At 57.4% G+C, this 17,423-nt stretch carries 12 protein-coding genes; 11 read left to right on the forward strand and 1 reads right to left on the reverse strand.

Annotated features, from left to right (window positions below):
• Positions 1-362: 362 nt before the first annotated feature.
• Positions 363-1,145 (reverse strand): class I SAM-dependent methyltransferase, encoded by a 783-nt coding sequence (locus IVA75_RS24935; RefSeq protein WP_247290876.1) that lies wholly within the window; start codon positions 1,143-1,145, stop codon positions 363-365.
• A gap of 710 nt (positions 1,146-1,855) precedes the next feature.
• Here IVA75_RS24935 and IVA75_RS24940 point away from each other — a divergent pair.
• The 11 genes from IVA75_RS24940 (at position 1,856) to IVA75_RS24990 (ending at position 17,322) form a co-directional block, all read left to right on the forward strand.
• The gene (locus tag IVA75_RS24940) at positions 1,856-3,130 is read left to right on the forward strand and encodes an FAD-dependent oxidoreductase (protein ID WP_247290878.1); all 1,275 of its coding nucleotides are present in this window, start codon (positions 1,856-1,858) and stop codon (positions 3,128-3,130) included.
• A gap of 123 nt (positions 3,131-3,253) precedes the next feature.
• Positions 3,254-5,293, forward strand: coding sequence for a hydantoinase/oxoprolinase family protein (locus tag IVA75_RS24945; protein WP_247290881.1), 2,040 nt, complete (start codon positions 3,254-3,256; stop codon positions 5,291-5,293).
• A 5-nt stretch (positions 5,294-5,298) separates the two neighbouring features.
• Complete coding sequence (locus tag IVA75_RS24950; RefSeq protein ID WP_247290883.1) at positions 5,299-6,765, forward strand: NAD-dependent succinate-semialdehyde dehydrogenase; 1,467 nt, start codon at positions 5,299-5,301, stop codon at positions 6,763-6,765.
• A gap of 17 nt (positions 6,766-6,782) precedes the next feature.
• Positions 6,783-8,792: a hydantoinase B/oxoprolinase family protein gene (locus tag IVA75_RS24955; RefSeq protein ID WP_247290885.1), complete on the forward strand. Its 2,010-nt coding sequence runs from the start codon at positions 6,783-6,785 to the stop codon at positions 8,790-8,792.
• Between the two features lie 123 nt (positions 8,793-8,915).
• Entirely contained in the window at positions 8,916-9,566 is a 651-nt protein-coding gene (locus IVA75_RS24960) for a TetR/AcrR family transcriptional regulator (RefSeq protein ID WP_247359512.1), read from the forward strand.
• A gap of 431 nt (positions 9,567-9,997) precedes the next feature.
• On the forward strand, positions 9,998-10,792 hold the full coding sequence (locus IVA75_RS24965) for an aldo/keto reductase (protein ID WP_256465290.1): 795 nt from the start codon (positions 9,998-10,000) through the stop codon (positions 10,790-10,792).
• Positions 10,793-10,815: 23 nt separating this feature from the next.
• Positions 10,816-11,664, forward strand: coding sequence for an aminotransferase class IV (locus IVA75_RS24970; protein ID WP_247290892.1), 849 nt, complete (start codon positions 10,816-10,818; stop codon positions 11,662-11,664).
• Between the two features lie 66 nt (positions 11,665-11,730).
• Positions 11,731-13,203 carry a M81 family metallopeptidase gene (locus IVA75_RS24975; protein ID WP_247290893.1) on the forward strand — a complete coding sequence of 491 codons (1,473 nt, stop codon included), beginning with the start codon at positions 11,731-11,733 and terminating at the stop codon, positions 13,201-13,203.
• A 110-nt stretch (positions 13,204-13,313) separates the two neighbouring features.
• A complete protein-coding gene (locus IVA75_RS24980) occupies positions 13,314-14,396 on the forward strand; it encodes an ABC transporter substrate-binding protein (protein ID WP_247290895.1) in 1,083 nt (360 codons plus the stop codon).
• An 80-nt stretch (positions 14,397-14,476) separates the two neighbouring features.
• Positions 14,477-15,523 carry an ABC transporter ATP-binding protein gene (locus IVA75_RS24985; RefSeq protein WP_247290897.1) on the forward strand — a complete coding sequence of 349 codons (1,047 nt, stop codon included), beginning with the start codon at positions 14,477-14,479 and terminating at the stop codon, positions 15,521-15,523.
• Positions 15,524-15,543: 20 nt separating this feature from the next.
• The gene (locus IVA75_RS24990; protein WP_247290899.1) at positions 15,544-17,322 is read left to right on the forward strand and encodes an ABC transporter permease subunit; all 1,779 of its coding nucleotides are present in this window, start codon (positions 15,544-15,546) and stop codon (positions 17,320-17,322) included.
• Positions 17,323-17,423: the final 101 nt, after the last annotated feature.

A 17,423-nucleotide genomic window follows, 5' to 3' on the forward strand; every position in this document is an offset into this window, starting at 1 on the left:
TGATCATCGTCTGCCATCACAAGGTGTCCACCTATTTTGGTGGACACCTCATGCATCAGAGCACTCAAAAGCAAAAGGTGCAGGGAAATTCGCGCTTACGATCGATCGACGAACTGCGAATGCTGCGGTGCGGTCCGATCGCGCTGTCGACTGACTAAGTTGCCCTAATGTACTCAAAGATTTGTCGATGAGAAAAGCCGGCTAAGCAAGATGCTGCCACGGACGGCTCGCCTATTCAATTTTGCTAATCCTATCGGGCCGACAACAATGCCGTTGCCCGGCGCGCCTCCGCTGCGGCTTCAGCATTATAGTTTGCGCGATGCATGAGCCAAAGCCCCTTCACCACAAGGGAGAGCTTCAGTTTAGGCGTCACTACCGTTCAGTAGCCGATAAGCCCCGACGTGGGTCCAGCCGAGATGTCGGGACAGTATTCGACCGAACCTTCCTCTTTTAAAAGGCGATCCATCGAACAAACCCCGGTCGAGGTTGTAAAGATCCAATTCTCCCACGTTTGTTAATCCGAACTGATCGCACATCCGGTCCAGGGCAGCCGCGCTTCCGCACTGACGTGTGGTCCGAAAATCCACGCAGGTACCCGACCACAGACCTGTTCGTACCAGATTTGCAAGTACTGACAACCAGGCCCGGTCCGGCCGAAACGAGCGCACGTGGCGGGCCATCGCTACTACTGTAAAGAGACTTCGTCTGTTTGTACACGAAGCAACAAACATGCCGGACGGCTCCATTAAAGAGCGGGAACGCTGGACGAAGGCAGAGTGATCCTCTACATAGGGCAACACGCCTATGGCGGTAATGAGATCGAAGCGTCCTGAAAACGGCAAAGAGTGAGGTGTGCACACCTTGAACCGTTGCTCCGGAACATCGAGGAAGCCGCGTGCGCTTTCGATTGCCATTTCGATTTGCACTGAAGACAGATCGGCTCCGTGCACGTCAAATCCGCGCCTGGCAAGGTCAAAACAGAGTTGGCCAGCTCCACACCCGATATCAAGCATTCGCCCTGGCGAGATAAGATGCGATACGAGCTCCGCGACCAAGGCAGTTCGCCGAGCGAAAAAGGAATTCGGATCGCGAGCGACATTAGCGAATTCTGCGTTATCATTCCAGAATTGGACGGGGTCGCGCATCTTGCTCCTTCTCCTCAAACGGCGAGGCATCGATCAGTTAGAATTCAGCTAAAGCAGTGTTTACTATAGCAAGGAGCGTGCCAGCGAGCCTCGAGCGCATCAAGCTTCAGTTTCGCATTAGAACAGTCCGCATGGAGCACGCGGTTCCATTGCGTGTCCGATTAGCGCCGAATCGACGACCGTCGAGAGATGTCCGTTGGCCGTCGCCCGCGACAGATCCCAAAGCATTCCGGTCACCATATAGAGCTTCGGATTGAGCTCGGCCATGAAGGTGATATCAATGGTGGATTGACGAGATTGGAGATCAGTTGGTCTCTCGTTCCGTTGACCAGATGTGGATCGACATCTGGAAAGCGGTGATCGAGGAGGGTGGCCCGCAGATTGCCGGCCGAGAGGGGAACATGGATGCCGATGATCAATCGGCCGCTCTCGCCACGCGAGTGGGTCTTGAGGCACGCAGCTATGGCTTCCGTTCTCACTCACGATGCGCCCGGCGGCATCGAGGAATTCCAGACATTGGATGATTGGTCGGGTGCCACCATTGGCCCGAAATACTTCTTGACACAATCCCAAGACGATTGCAAAAGTTACATAACGCATATTCGGTATGTTTTAGGGCTGAAGCCGTGGGTAGCCGAAATATCTTCCCTTCCGACTTTACTGACAGGCCGTTCTGGTGGGGCGATTGGAACCCTCACGAGTTCCCCCTCGTGGAAGTTCCCAAAGAAATAGACGCCGTCGTAGTTGGCGCCGGTTACGCCGGTCTGTCCTGCGCTCTGGAATTGGCACGAAATGCCAAGTCCGTGGTCGTCCTCGAGGCTGATGTGCCGGGCATTGGCGCCAGTACTCGCAATGGCGGTCAGGTGACCGGTGGTGTCAACAAAGGCAAGAAGCCGTCAGGTGGTGCGCCTTCTGAATTATGGAGCAAGCGCGAACCCGCGATGCTTGCCGAGGCTGCCGACGCTTACCGGCTCTTTGAGCGAACACTGGATCTTTACGGCATCGGTTGCAGCTACCGTAGAAATGGGCGCATCACTGCTCTCTGGACCTCAGAGCGTTTGGGGGGCTGGGTCGATCGCATCCCGCTGCTCAACGCGCAAACAGGCGCGGACATCCGTGAGATGTCGCCTGACGAGATGCGACGGGAGCTGGCGAGCGACTACTACGCTGGTGGTGTTTTCGTTTCGCGCGCCGGGCATATTGATCCCGCCAAATACTTCCGCGGTCTTTTGCGAGCCGCGCAGTCCCTCGGAGTCGTGGTCTGCAGCCATGCGCGGGCAAGCAAGATCGAGCGTCGAGGCGCGGGCTATGCGGTAACTACCGATCGCGGCACCGTTCGGGCCCGCGAGGTGGTTATCGCAACAAATGGCTACACTGGAATGCTGATGCCAGCGCTGCGCCGCCGCGTCGTGCCAGTGACCTCGCATCAGATCTGCGCAGAGGAACTGCCATCTGACCTCCGGCATTCGTTCATTCCCAATGACCGTGCCGTCGTTGAGACGCGCTGCGTGACCAACTATTACTGTATGTCCCCCGACGGAAAGCGGCTGCTGTTTGGTGGTCGAGCTCGTTTCTATCCGCTCAGCGCGCGCCAGTCGGCCACAGTGTTGCATACACAGATGATCGCCCGTTTTCCACAACTCGCTGATGTGAAGGTCAGCCACAGCTGGGGCGGCTATGTCGCTTTGACGTTCGATTTCTTGCCGCACATCGGCGAGTTGGATGGCGTACACTACGCGCTCGGCTGCAACGGGAGCGGCGTAACCATGATGAGTTACCTCGGACACAAGGTAGCGCGCCAGATCCTCGACCGGCCAGAAGCTGAAACGAGTGCATTTGCTGCGCCTCTGCCGACGCACCCGCTCTACCACGGCCGGCCGTGGTTCATGCCGGTGATCGGTACCTACTTCCAACTGCGAGACGTGGTGGACGGAAAGCTTTCTCGCCGCCGCACCGCCTCGTCTCCGGCGCGAAGTGCCGCATGAACGTGGTTCTCCAGCTCTCGTTTAAGTTGACGCTGTATGAAGCCACGCAAGTTGTTCTCAATGGGTTTGCCGCCGCGTTGAACAAACAATTCGACAAGTGAGCCCCTTCTCGGAGATGCCGGAATGAGTCTGAGAATTGGTGTGGACATCGGCGGATCGTTCGCGGATTTCGCCGTCCTGGACCCGCAGACGCGCAGTGTTCGCACCTTAAAGGTCTTCTCGCGGCCGGACAGCCCGGGCAGCGAAGTGCTCGAAGGTATGGCTGGTCTGGCTCGCCGATACGGCATCGACGCGCGCGACGTTACCTACTTTACCCATGGTACCACCGTCGGCGTCAACGCGGTCGTGCAACGGCGGGGTCTGCGGTTAGGGCTCATTACAACGCGAAACTTTGAGGATGTGTTGGACATCGCGCGGCTCAAGATTCCGGACATGTACCACCTGATGTCCGTTCGACCAGAGCCGCTAATTCCGCGCGACCGGGTGTTTGGTGTCGACGAGCGGCTGAATTTCGATGGCAGTGTGGACACTCCAGTCGACGAAGGGTCTGTGTTGGCCGCTTTGGAAGCGATAAAACACGCCGAATGCGAGGGCGTCGTGATCTCATTGCTCCATGCCTACCGGAACCAGGCGCACGAACAGCAGGTCAAGGCGATCCTGCAACGTGCGGAGCCAGATTTATTCGTGTCTTGTTCACACGAAGTGTGGCCGATTATTCGCGAGTACGAACGAACCCTGACAGCTGTTATTGGCAGTTATGTGCAACCAAAAGTGGCGCATTACCTGTCGAGTTTACAAGCTGCGCTCAAGAAAACCGGCGTGCCGGCCGATCTGAAGGTCACTAAATCCAACGGTGGCGTCATGAGCGCCGAGCATGGCAAGTCCAATTGCGTTCAGATGATTCTGTCGGGCACCGCGTCTGGCGTCATTGGTGCAGCCTACATCGCGCAACAATGCGGCATCCGCAACTGCATGAGCCTCGACATTGGCGGTACGACTGCCGACGTCGCACTCGTTATCGACGGAAAGCCGCAATACGCTACGGGGGAGTACATCGGTGACTTCCAAATCCACATCCCATCAGTGTCCGTGTCGTCGATTGGTGATGGCGGCGGTTCGGTCGCTCGGGTTGACGAGTTCGGTGTCCTAAAGGTTGGCCCTGAAAGTGCCGGCTCCAACCCCGGCCCTGTCTGCTACGGTCGAGGTGGTACGCGCCCTACAATTACCGACGCTTTCGCCGCAATGGGGGTTTTAGGCCAAACTGACCTTGGTTACAGCACGGTGCAGGTGGACCGCGACGCAGCTATCCGAGCGATCGCAGAATTGGCCGGATCGCTTGGGCAGGAGCCCCCTAAGATCGCAGAAGCCATCGTCAACGTTGCTATTTCTGGCATGTACGCGGGCGTCAGCCGGCTGGTTTCTCGTTTCGGAATTGACCCGCGCAGCTTTACGCTGCTTCCTTTCGGCGGTGCCGGTCCGATGCTCGCCTGCCACTTGGCACGGGCACTGAATATCGATGAGATACTTGTGCCAGCGACACCGGGCGTGTTGAGCGCTTTGGGCGGCCTAATCGCCGACACCAAAAATGATTTCGTCAAGACAACCTATTATAATTTGGATGCCACCACGCTTCGCCAACTCGATCATAACCGCGCCGAACTTGAGGCTCTCGCACGCAGCTGGATCGGCGAGGAGACCGGTAGTGACGCCGTGGCTGAGGTTAGTCTGTCGGCCGACATGCGGTACCGTGGCCAATCCTTTGAAATCGATACTCCGCTCAGTCCTGCCTCTATCACTGCAGGCGATCTCGCCGCCGTGCGCGCCGCATTCCATCGTGAGCACGAAAAGCTCTATGGTTACAGCGATGAATCAGCCATGGTTCAGGTCATCGCACTTCGCCTCATCATAACAGCGCCTACACCTAAACCGGCATTGCAGACGCTCCAAGAAGCGACCGAACCACCGCAGCCGTTGCGCTGCGTCAAGGTCTTCATGGACGGGACCTTCCGTGAGGTGCCACTTTATCAGCGCAATGCGTTGCGTGCCAACCAGTGCTTTGATGGCCCTGCGGTCGTTGTGCAGGATGATACGACCACCTGCGTACTGCCAGGTTTCAAGGTGAAGGTTGACCACTACGGCAACCTGTTGATTAGAGCGGTGTGATCAGCATGAGACTCTCCGAGCGACTCAAAGAAGCCGGGCTGCTGAAGCAGCATTTTCTTTGCGACGGACAATGGCAGGCTGCGTTGTCCGCGGCCCAGTTCACGATCGTTGATCCGGCTACTGGCGCCCAGATCGCGAGCGTACCCAACGCCGACGCCTCTGATGCAACTGTCGCCATCGATGCGGCCGAGCGAGCCCTGCCATCCTGGCGTGCGCTCACGGGCAAGCAAAGGGCTCGTACGATGCGCGGCTGGTACGACCTGCTGTGCGAGAGCGCTGAGGATCTTGCCGTGCTGATATCAGCCGAAGAGGGCAAGCCGCTGAACGAGGCGCGCGCTGAAGTCGAATATGGCGTTTCGTTCATCGAGTGGTTCGCAGAGGAAGCCAAAAGGATCGATGGAGACGTGCTCCAGAGCCCGCACTCCGATCAGCGCCTACTCGCTTTGAGGCAACCGATCGGCATCTGTGTTTCGATTACTCCCTGGAATTTTCCCCTGGCCATGATCACGCGGAAAGTGGCCCCTGCGCTTGCCGCAGGTTGTACAATTGTGGTCAAGCCCGCCGAGCAAACTCCTTTGACGGCGCTCGCGATCGGCGAACTTGCATTGCGGGCAGGCATACCGGGCGGCGTACTGAACATCCTAACCGCTGATGGTGCCAATTCAGTATTGGTTGGTGAAGTGTTGACCCACGATCCGCGTGTGGCACATCTGTCCTTCACCGGCTCGACTGAGGTGGGTCGCATTCTGATGCGCCAATGCGCGTCCACCATCAAGAAAGTGTCGTTGGAGCTCGGGGGGCATGCGCCGTTCATCGTGTTCGATGACGCGGATCTGGAAGGCGCCATCCAGGGGGCGTTGTCAGCCAAATACCGCAATGCGGGGCAGGCGTGTATCTCGCCTAACCGCTTCTACGTACAGGCTGGTATTCACGAACGCTTTGTTGCGCGCATCTCCGAGCGCAGCGCAGCATTGCGGGTAGGCAATGGCTTCGATCCGGGCGTCCACGTTGGGCCGCTGATCAACGCCCAAGCGGTGACAAAGGTTCAGCAGCATGTGGACGACGCGATCCATCATGGGGCCCAGCTAGTCACCGGCGGCAAGCCGGGCCAGCTAGGTTTCTTCCAACCCACGGTGCTCGCCGGAGTCACGCCGGCGATGATGATGTCGCGCGAGGAGACCTTCGGGCCGGTGATCGGTGTCGCTCGCTTCCAGACGGAGGCAGAAGTGCTAGCGATGGCCAATCACAAAGAATATGGGCTGGCGGCATATCTCTACACGCGCGATCTCGCTCGAGCTTGGCGGGTTGCTGAGGCTCTGGAGTTCGGGATGATCGGTATCAACTCCAGTGCAATCTCTAATGAGGTGGCCCCGTTCGGCGGAGTTAAGCAATCCGGCCTTGGTCGAGAAGGTTCGAAATACGGCATCGATGAGTACCTGGAATTAAAATACCTGTGCGTTGGATTACAATGAGAGTTCATGAGAGCCGCATGGATTTCGATAAAGCAGAACTACAGATCTTCGCCAACTATTGCGTCGCGGCAGCGGAAAGCATGGCTTTCACGTTGGCACGCACCGCGCATTCTACATTCGTCAAGGAGACGGAGGACTTTTCGTGTACCATTATGACCCCGGACGGCCAGACTTTCGCGTCGCCTCGAACGTTGGGAGCGACTTGGTACGCTGGGTTGGACTATGGCCCTCTGTTGCAGTTGGTGAGCTCGTACCAGCCCGGTGATGTCTGGTTCACCAACGACGCTTACAGCGGTTACGTAGCCACACATACCCCGGACGTGGTGATGTGGAAGCCGGTGTTTCTTGAAGGACAATTGATCTGCTTCGTGGGAGGACACATCCATAATACCGATATGGGCGGTGCGGTGCCCGCTTCCTTATCCCGAACCCTGACTGAAGTGCACCAGGAGGGCATCCGTTTTCCGCCAATGAGAATCGTGCGGAGTGGCGTGGTCGATGAATCGCTGCTGTCGCTGATGGCCACAAATGTTCGCGCGCCCGAGCAGAACCATGGCGACATCAAGGCTCAGTTGGCGAGCGTGGCCACCGGTGAACGCAAAATCATCGAAGTCGCCAAGCGTTTTGGGCTTCAGCGATTCCATAATGGTATCGAGGCGCTATTGCGTTATTCTGAGCAGCAAGCACGAGCTGTGGCACGCACCATCCCGGACGGCGAATATTTCTTTGCCGACTACGCCGACGAGGACGCCGCTATCGATGGAAAGCCAATGCGCGTTGCTTTGACGCTGCGCGTGCGCGATGGCGAGCTGGAATTGGATTTCACCGGAAGTGATCCGCAGCTGTCATCCTCTCTAAATGTGCCCACGGGCGGGCGCGAGCGTCACGTCCTCCCGCTAGTTGGATTGAACTACGTGCTTTACTCGCTCAATCCGGACTTGCTTCTGAATGCCGGCACGTTGCGCATTGCGCGTTGTATTTTGCCGGAAGGTTCAGTCTTGAATCCGCAGCCGCCGGCAGCGGTAGGGATGCGCAGCCTGACATGCATGGTCCTGCAAGTGGTGGTGCTCGGCGCCTTTTCGCGAGCGGCACCACACCGATTGCCTGCATGCCCCTCGTCGGGCATGTCGATCCTTAATGTCAAAACAATGGACAGGGATGGCCGCACGGTCATGGCTTCAATTGGCCCCATCGGTGGTGGAGCCGGTGGCGGGCCAATTGTCGACGGTTCTGATGGTTCGGGCGCCAACTCAGCCTTTCTACGTAACACCCCAGTGGAGATTAACGAGGCTGAGGTACCGATCCGCATCCGCCGCTACGGTCTGGTGCCCAGCAGCGGCGGACCCGGTAAATACCGCGGCGGGTTGGGAACCGTCATGGAATTTCAGGTGTTCTCGCCTAACACGCTCGTCACCGCACGCAACCGCGATCGATCGCACTTCAGCGCATGGGGCGTGCTCGGTGGATTGGCGGGACGGACCTCAACCTTTACTCGGAATCCGGGGTTACCCAATGAAGAGAACCTGGGAAACATCGATCTAATAAGTTGCCGGCCCGGCGATATCATCCGCTGTGAAGGTGGAGGGGGTGGAGGCTACGAGGATCCGTTTGAACGGGTGCCCGCCAAGGTGTTTGAGGATGTGCGCCGCGGGTATGTGACGGCGGCCGATGCGCGAGAGCTATACGGCGTGTCCATACGCAACGGGCTCTTGGACGAAGCTGAGACGTCACGCATTCGCCGCGAACGTGCTCAGCGCAGGGCGCTTGAGCACTTCAGCTATGGTACGGTGAGGGTCGCGCACGAGACGAAATGGACCGAGGCGAGATACGCGGCACTAACACGACGGCTTGCAGAATTGCCGGTGACCTGGCGATTTTTCATGAAGCATCAGGCTTTTGATGCGCTCGATCTCCGCCTCAGCGTTGGGGAGGCGCCGAATGGTCCGGAGGTGGTCGACGACATTTTCGACAGACTTACTCTGCAGTACCCGGAATTGGCCTCAGGACGGGGGCTGCGGCCGGCATGATCGTGCTCCTGCTCTCTGGGACCGAGTTGGATGCTGCGACTGGGCCGGACTTGAGCAAATTGTTTACCAGCTTGATAGCGAAGCCACCTTCACGCCTGACTCGCGACGAGATATTAGTGGGTGATGTCCAAGACAGTACAACGTCCACGACGATCACAGGCGGATCGAACTGCAGCTGCGCGAACTGCTTTGGTGAGCGCCGCTATTACCGTGCTCAGTGAACAGGGGTTCGCACGGGCTACGAGTGTCGCGATTGCGGAACAGGCAGGGCTATCTACCGGCGCGCTACATCACCACTTCGCGACCAAAGAGGCCCTTTTTCTTGCCGTGCTGGACGATGTCACCGCGCATGTGATTGCGTTGTTTGCCGATCTCAGGCAAGGAAGGGGCGGTGACTCCAAGCTCGCTGATGCATTAATAGGCTCGCTGTGGTCGGTGTATGGCAAGGGGGCTTATTGGGCGGTCTGGGAGATCAACATAGGCTGGCGAAGCGACAAGAACTTATGCAAGCAGTTGGCGGATCATCGAAAAAACTCGCGCGCCCAAATGGACGCCGCTATTCGCGACAATTCTTTTCTCTCAGATCGCACTAAGAATACCCTGATCGCTCTTCTTCCTTTTATCCTTTCGGCAATGCGCGGCATGTTTCTTGAGACCTTTGCGAACCGCGAGGATGCGTTCTTTCAAAGTCAATTGGAAATTCTTGCTGGCCTGCTGAAAGCTCGCATGGCTACCGTTCAGCGTCGTCAGGGGCATTTCGCTGCAAACAATTAGGTTATCAATTCCCGTTGTGGTCGCCTGTGTCACCCCTTACTTCCCGCTATCCGCCGTCGCCTCACGCTCTCTGCTAATTCTTCCTAAGAGTTTGCTGTAGCCGACGCAACGGCAGGTTTTGCTTGAGCTCTGATGAGGTCCGAGGTTCGACCGATGGCAGGCTCGAAAAGGTGGTCTGACTGTAGTTCGGGCCATAGCTTGGCATGGGCGGTGGATCGAACGTTCTTGAGGTACAGCCAATATTATTCTTGACACAAATGCAAAAAGCGCATTTACATAACGCATACGCGGTATGTTACAGAAAAACATCGTGCCTTGGCTGGCGGCGGACCGGCCGGTGCACTTCGGCTTGCGAATGCAGCAGGCTCGATCTCGTTTATGGATGCGGTGACGTGAATAGGGCAGCCATCTCGACAACGGGAAGTTTCCGCATGCCGCGGATAGGATTGGGTACCTGGAAGCTCGAAGGGGATGCTGCAATGTCCGCAGTTCTGGCGGCCTTGGAGGCCGGCTACGAGCATATTGACACAGCCAGCCGCTACGGGAACGAAGAGGCAATCGGAAAAGCCATTGCGCGCGGCGGAGTTGCGCGCTCCCAGTTGTTTCTCACCTCAAAAGTGTGGTGGACGGATCTCGAGCCGGAGCGGGTTCTCGCCTCCGTCAAGCGCAGTGTTGAATCTCTCGACTGCGAGTATCTCGACCTCCTCCTGGTGCACTGGCCGAACCCCGAGGTGGACCTCAAAAAAACGCTCGCGGCTATGGCAGAAGCCAAGGCAATGGGCGTCATAAGGAATATTGGGCTTTCCAATTTCCCCTTGAGGACTCTGTCAAAGGCTGTGCAACTAAGCTGTGAGCCCATCGCGGCGCTTCAGTGCGAATATCACCCTTACTTGGACCAATCGAAGTTAATATCGTTCTGTAGAGACAAGCGAATTACATTCGTTGCGTATGCGCCGTTTGGCAGTGGTGCACTGCTTTCTGACCCAGCGATTACAGATCTTGCGGTGGCTCACGGTACAACTGCCGCGGATATAGTTCTCGAATGGCTGATGCAGCAAGAAGGCGTAGCGGCAGTCCCACGTTCTTCAAACCCGCAACGAATTGCTGCCAATTTGCGCAGAGGCACTATCTCGCTTTCCCCAGAGGAGATGGCCGCGATAACGGCGCTACATAGGCCGGACGGCCGCGTGTTTTCCCCCTCGTGGGCGCCGGATTGGGACGAGTGAACGAGAGCAAGATGGAGGTGAGAATGACGGAGATCGTGTACCTCAATGGTCAATTCATGCCTGCGGCAGAGGCGAAAGTATCGATCTTCGACCGCGGGCTTACCTTCGGAGATAGCATCTATGATTGCTGCCCCGTGGTTGCGGGCCGTCTCATCAACTGGCCTCTCAACCGTGCGCGCATCCACCGCTCGCTAAAGGAGATCAGCATTTACGTGCAGGATAGCTTCTGGACTGAACTCGACGAGCGCGTTGATGAGCTAATAAAGCTCAACGATCTAGGTGAGGGCTACGTTTACATTCAAGTGACGCGCGGCGTGGGCGAGCGTGTCTTCACCTACAACCAAGATATGACTCCGACCGTCATCCTAAGCATCAGCAGGACCAGCATCATTAAGCGAGGTGAGGCTTATCGAGGAATAGCCGTGTGCTCCGTCGAAGACCTCAGGTGGGGGCGGCGCGATATCAAGTCTACACAACTACTCTATCCGGTAATGGCCAAGATGGAGGCGAAGTCAAAGCAATGCCAAGAAGCTTGGCTCGTCTCTGGAGGAATGGTGACGGAGGGCGGCTCAACTAACGCTTACATAGTTGAGCGCGATGGCACCATCGTTACCCGACCAATCTCACGTGAAATTCTAGGTGGCTGCACTCGAGATGCGCTGCTTTCACTCTGCAGATTACGGGGCCTCAATGTCGACGAGCGAGCCTTCCGCCTCGAAGAGGCGCTCGCTGCTCGCGAGGCATTCATAACAAGTGCAATCCACTTTGTTACACCGGTCACCATGATCGACGGGCACAAGGTCGGAGACGGGACAATCGGCCCGCTCACGGCAGAACTGCACGACGCATTCCTGCAATCAGTGGGTATCTGAGAAGTTCTAACAACAGGCGTGGAGCGCGTCCAAAGGACAGCGGGCCACAAAAAGGAGAGCTTTTCGATGCGCTTGTTCGCTGCCTCGATTGCCACTGAAACAAATCCATTGTCACCTCTGCCGACCAGCCTCGACTCTTTCAAGGAGTGTGTCTTCCTCCGACCCGGCGAACATCCCGAGGAGCCGCTTTTTGGTACCGATCCGCTCTGGGTGGCGCGCCGCAGGGCGGCTTCCGAGGGCTTCACGCTTGTCGAAGGAAGTTGCTTCGCCGCGACGCCCGCCGGCACGACCAATCGCCGCGACTATGAGTTTATGAGAGATGAAATTCTGGCCCAGCTTGAGGCGGCGCTGCCTGTCCATGGCGTACTTCTTGGGCTTCATGGCGCCATGGTGGCGCACGGCTATGACGACGTCGAAGGCGACATACTGGAGCGGGTGCGCGCGCTCGTCGGCCCGAATTGCGTCATCGGAGTCGAGCTTGATCCGCATTGCCATCTCACGGTGAAACGCGTGACCCTTGCTGACGTTATCGTTCTCTACAAGGAATACCCCCACACCGATACGGTCGAAAGAGCTGAAGAGCTGGTTAGCCTCGTGCTCAAGACACTTCGCGGACAGGTCAAGCCGGTCATGTCGCTCTATGATTGTCGGCAAATCCAGCTTTACCTCACCACATTGCCGCTGATGCGAGGCTTCGTCGATCGGATTAAGGCGATGGAAGGCAAAGACGGGGTGCTCTCGATTTCCGTCTGCCATTGCTTCCCCTGGGCGGACGTGCCCGAGCTGTCAGGCCGCGTCCTTGTCGTCATGGACAAGAATAAAGCAAAGGGTGACGCTCTCGCCACCACGCTCGGAGAGGAGTTCGTCTCTATGCGTGCTGGCATCGAATCACAATACGAGTACCTTTCCGTGGATGACGCTATCGACGCTGCCATTGGTTTTGACGGCGGGCCGGTGGTTCTCGCAGACACAGCCGATGCCGCTGGCGCAGGCGCGCCCTCCGACAACACAGTGATTCTTCGCCGGCTCATTGAGCGCCGGGTCGAGAACGCAGGCTTGGCGGCAATTTGGGACCCCATTGCGGTACGGCTCTGCTTTGAGGCGGGAGAGGGAAGCGAACTGTCCCTGAGAATTGGCGGCAAGACGGGACCCATGTCAGGAGCGCCAGTCGACATGACTGCAAGCGTGATTGGCCTCAAGCGCGATAACCCGCAGTACTACGGTTCAAGAAGAGGCACGCTTGGCGACTGTGCCGCAGTGCGGATGGACGGACTCGACGTTGTACTCGTGAGCAAGCGGGCAAGCACGGTGACCCCAGAACTCTTCCGTAGCGTCGGCATCGATCCGCTCGCGAAGAAGATGCTGATCTCCAAGAGCGCGAGGCCTCTCATGATCGCCGATCGTTCAATCGCCAGGAAGATGATCTACGTCGATAGTGGCGGGCTTCAGAGCGTCGACTACCGCAAAATTCCTTACAAACGCGTCAACCGTCCGATCTGGCCACTGGACGAAATGACCAGCCCCCGCCTGATTTTTTAGAACCAGACCTCTCACGAATATTGGGCGCCGAATGAATTTGCACTGTGACACGAGATAGTTGACGCGCGCCGGTCCGACCAAGGACATAGTTAATGGAGGAGAAACGACCAATGGGTTCCATGATCAATCGTAGAAGTCTCATGCTGGCGACCTCGTCGGCTGCTGCGGTCGGAGTGCTGAGATCCGTCCCAAGCCGAGCGGCCACACGCGAATTACGGGTCATTGTAGGCGGTGGCGATTTCGCCAAGGCTTTCATCGAAGCCTACGTCAAGCCCTTTGAGGTCGAGACGGGAGTCAAGGTCACTCCAATTCCACAAAATATCACTGATGCGCAGCTCGCGATGATGGTGTCCACGAAGAGCGTTTCCGTCGACGTCGGGATCGTGGGCGACGTGGATACCCTGGCGCGAAAGGGCTACATCGAGAAGATTGATTACTCGATCTACAACAAGGATGATCTCGAAGGTCTCATCGAGGGTTGCAAACATCCGTTTGCCATAGCTCCCTATATCGTTTCGTTGAACATGGTCTACAACACGACAAAGTTTCCGGCAGGCGCGCCACGTCCTGCGACTTGGGCCGATTTCTGGGACCTCGCGAAATTTCCTGGCTCACGCTCTTTAGCATCGATGCCTTGGGGCTGTTGGGAGGAAGCTCTGTTGGCGGATGGCGTGCCGGTAGATAAGCTTTATCCCATAGACATCGACCGTGCCCTTGCCAGCCTGGACAAGATCAAGGCGCATGTCCGCAAATGGTGGGGGAACGGATCCGAGATCTTGCAGATCATGCGTGACGGTGTTGCGGACGTCTCGCAGTGCTTTGACGGTCGAGCGGTTTTCCTGATTGACCAAGGCGCTCCGATCGAAATCAACAGAAATCAAGCCAAGATGTATTGGGACAATCTGGCTATTCCGAAGGGCAGTCCTAATTTTGAAAACGCGCAGAGATTTGTCGAACTTACGTCTCGGTCGGACCGTCAGGCCGCCTTCGCCCAGATATATCCACAGGCTCCGAGCAACCGCAACGCTTACAAACATCTGCCCGAGAAGATCGGCCGTAAGCTTTGTACCTATCCTGAATACAAGGATGCAGGCTATTTTCGGAACATCAAATGGCTTTCCGAAGCCGCATCGGATGGCCTGACCAATCAGGAGCGGCTCGTCCAGCGCTGGAACCAGTGGATTCTTAAGTAAGCCGATCAAGCGCCGGCACCTGTACCAATGCCGCGATGCAATCGTCGCCGCTGCCGCTGTCATGCTCTTAGCGAACGGTCATGGAGAACAACTTGATACCCGCGCAGATCGAGTTTTGCAGCCTCACCAAAATGTATGGGCCTGTTGTCGCCGTCAAGGATCTCTCTTTGACGGTTCAGCGCGGCGAATTTTTGACGATACTTGGCCCCAGCGGCTCCGGCAAAACGACCACACTGATGTTGCTCGCCGGGTTTGAAGCGCCCACTCAAGGCGACATCTTGATTGGCGGAAAATCCGTGAGCGCAGTCCCGTCCTACCGGCGAGATCAGGGCATCGTATTTCAGAGCTACGCACTTTTTCCGCATCTCACGGTGCGCCGAAATCTCGAGTTTCCGCTCGAGATGCGCGGTGTCAAGGCCGACGAGAGGGCAGCGAAAGTCGGTCGCATACTCGAGCGCGTGCATCTTTCGGATATGAGTGGCCGCTTGCCTTCGCAGCTGAGTGGCGGCCAGCAACAACGAGTGGCGCTTGCACGCGCGCTAATTGCCGAGCCGCCAATCCTTCTGCTCGACGAGCCCCTGGGCGCGCTCGATCGAAACCTGCGCGAGCAAATGCAGGGCGAAATCAAGAGCCTGCACAAGGAGTTCGGCATCACAACCGTCTGCGTGACGCACGATCAGGATGAGGCGCTCACATTATCCGATCGCATCGTCGTGATGCGAGCCGGAAGGATAGAGCAGACTGATACGCCGGAGGCTCTCTACGACAGGCCGGCAACGCGCTTCGTAGCAAAATTCCTAGGCGAAGCGAATATACTAGGGAGCGCCGATATCAAGGTCGAATCGGATACCCCGCAACCGGCCGGCAGGCTGGCGATGATTCGCCCGGAGCGGATCTGCGTCGCTTCTCCCGAGTCAAAACGCCCCGACTCGCATCAGCGGCAGTTCGTCATTGGTAAGATCGAGGAGATGATCTATTCTGGACCGTTGCGCAAATATCATGTGCGCGTCGGGGATAGCGGCCTCGTGGTGCGTGAGCATGTGGCCTCCGGGCGGCAGATATTCCAACCGGGCGACGCGGTTCGACTCGATTGGCTGCGGTCCGACGTACGCTTTGTTACGGCCTGAGGCGCTGAGAGGTCGCAAACATGGAAACCCTTCAGAAGCTTAGCCGACTGCCTATCGGCCTTGTGGTGCCCGCGCTTGCCATCCTGCTCGTCGTCTTCGGCGTCCCCATGGTTTTGCTCTTCCTGACGAGCCTCAATGCGCCGGCCCTATCCATTGCCAATTATCACACCTTTCTTAGTCAACCCGCGAACATTCGGGTGCTCTTTCAGACCGTCCAAGTGAGCGTGGTGGCGACAGCGATTTGCCTGATCATCGGCTATCCAACAGCTTACCTTATCGCCGCGAGTTCCAAGCGCGTCCGAACAGTACTCATCGTACTTATCTTCATCCCGTGGTTGACCAGCGGGTTAGTGCGCACCTACGCCTGGACAGTAATTCTCGGAGATCGCGGCCTAATCAACAATCTGCTGCTCAAGAGCGGGTTTATCTCCAGTCCGCTGGAACTCATCTACAATCGGATGGCAGTTTATATCGGAATCGTGCACGTCATGCTGCCGGTTATGATATTGCCGCTGCTCAGCGTCATGATGGGCATTGACAAGTCGCTGATGGCCGCTGCTCGCAGCATGGGAGCTCGGCCATTTGCTGCTTTCTGGCGTGTGTTCTTTCCGCTCAGTCTGCCGGGCGTGCGCAGCGGAGTTTTGCTCGTCTTTGTCGTCTGTCTTGGCTTCTACATCACGCCAGCCGCTCTCGGCGGGTTGCGTGATGCCATGCTGTCAAATTTCATCGCGTCCCAGATGGCGACGTCGATCGACCTCGCCCCTATCGCCGCATCGGCCTTTGTTCTCCTAGGCATCGCCGCTGTCGCGCTTTCGGTCTTTGGACTCGATCTTACCACCCAACACGGCCTCGTTGCGCAACAAGAACAAAAATCCTGGCGCAACCGGCTCCTGCCGTTCGAGAGGGTGACAGGCCATCTCAATGAAGTAGCTGCTCCTTTCAAGGCCAAGCGATGGATGGTCCAGCTATACCAAGCCGCAGGTAAAGGCCTCTGGTCGAAGGTGGTCGGCACTGTGTTTATCGTAGCCGTCATGATCTTTCTCCAGTTTCCGGGCCTGATTGTCGTCATGATGTCGTTCAGCGCCGGGGCGTTGTTGGAATTCCCGCCGTCGGGGCTTTCGTTGCAGTGGTACCGTTCCTTCTTCGGTGACCCGACCTGGACCGATGCGTTCTGGACGAGCATTGAGGTGGGCGCCTTGGTTGCCATTCTGTCGACCATTGTCGGCACGCTCGCAGCCTTCGGTCTTAGCCGTACCTCTCCGCGGTTGCGCTCGTTCCTGACCATGGCAGTCCTGACGCCGATTACGTTTCCGCTGATTGTGGTCGGCGTGGCGATTTATCTCGGGCTGGTTGAACTCGGATTGGTCGGCACAACAACCGGGTTGGTGTTGGCACATAGCGTAGGCTCGATGTGCTATGTCGTGATCATTGTCTCGGCCAGTCTGTCGAATTTCGACCGGAGGCTGGAGCAAGCGGCAATGAGCATGCGAGCCGGCCCCCTGCAGACATTCCTGAAGATCACTGTACCCTTGATCCGTCCCGGTATCATAGGCGGAGCTGTGTTCGCGTTCATCCATTCCTTCGACGAGGTCGTCATTACGTCGCTGGTCAGCGGGTATTCAGTTCGTACGCTTCCGCTGAAGATGTGGGAGAACATAAGCAACCAGATCGACCCGACGATCGCCGCAGTAGGGTCGCTGCTGACGCTGCTGCCCGTGCTCTGGCTCATTGCGCTCTATATCACGTGGTGGAAATCGAGATCGTTGGCCCAGAACGTCGGCCCGGAGTCGGTGGGCTAGTGGCCTCTTTTGCCATGCTGCGATCTCGTTTCGGAGCCTTTTGGGATCGTCGATGCGGCGGCCGAGACACTGGCGCTGTAGCACGCTGATCTCGCACTCGA

It is taken from the genome of Bradyrhizobium sp. 134, assembly GCF_023074155.1.
Lineage (GTDB): Bacteria > Pseudomonadota > Alphaproteobacteria > Rhizobiales > Xanthobacteraceae > Bradyrhizobium.

Bases quoted from the DNA above. Each gene is read 5' to 3' on its own strand.
- IVA75_RS24935 (WP_247290876.1), bottom strand. From the start codon at position 1,145: ATGCGCGACCCCGTCCAATTCTGGAATGATAACGCAGAATTCGCTAAT.
- IVA75_RS24945 (WP_247290881.1), top strand. From the start codon at position 3,254: ATGAGTCTGAGAATTGGTGTGGACATCGGCGGATCGTTCGCGGATTTC.
- IVA75_RS24950 (WP_247290883.1), top strand. From the start codon at position 5,299: ATGAGACTCTCCGAGCGACTCAAAGAAGCCGGGCTGCTGAAGCAGCAT.
- IVA75_RS24955 (WP_247290885.1), top strand. From the start codon at position 6,783: ATGGATTTCGATAAAGCAGAACTACAGATCTTCGCCAACTATTGCGTC.
- IVA75_RS24960 (WP_247359512.1), top strand. From the start codon at position 8,916: ATGTCCAAGACAGTACAACGTCCACGACGATCACAGGCGGATCGAACT.
- IVA75_RS24965 (WP_256465290.1), top strand. From the start codon at position 9,998: ATGCCGCGGATAGGATTGGGTACCTGGAAGCTCGAAGGGGATGCTGCA.
- IVA75_RS24970 (WP_247290892.1), top strand. From the start codon at position 10,816: ATGACGGAGATCGTGTACCTCAATGGTCAATTCATGCCTGCGGCAGAG.
- IVA75_RS24975 (WP_247290893.1), top strand. From the start codon at position 11,731: ATGCGCTTGTTCGCTGCCTCGATTGCCACTGAAACAAATCCATTGTCA.
- IVA75_RS24980 (WP_247290895.1), top strand. From the start codon at position 13,314: ATGGGTTCCATGATCAATCGTAGAAGTCTCATGCTGGCGACCTCGTCG.
- IVA75_RS24985 (WP_247290897.1), top strand. From the start codon at position 14,477: ATGGAGAACAACTTGATACCCGCGCAGATCGAGTTTTGCAGCCTCACC.
- IVA75_RS24990 (WP_247290899.1), top strand. From the start codon at position 15,544: ATGGAAACCCTTCAGAAGCTTAGCCGACTGCCTATCGGCCTTGTGGTG.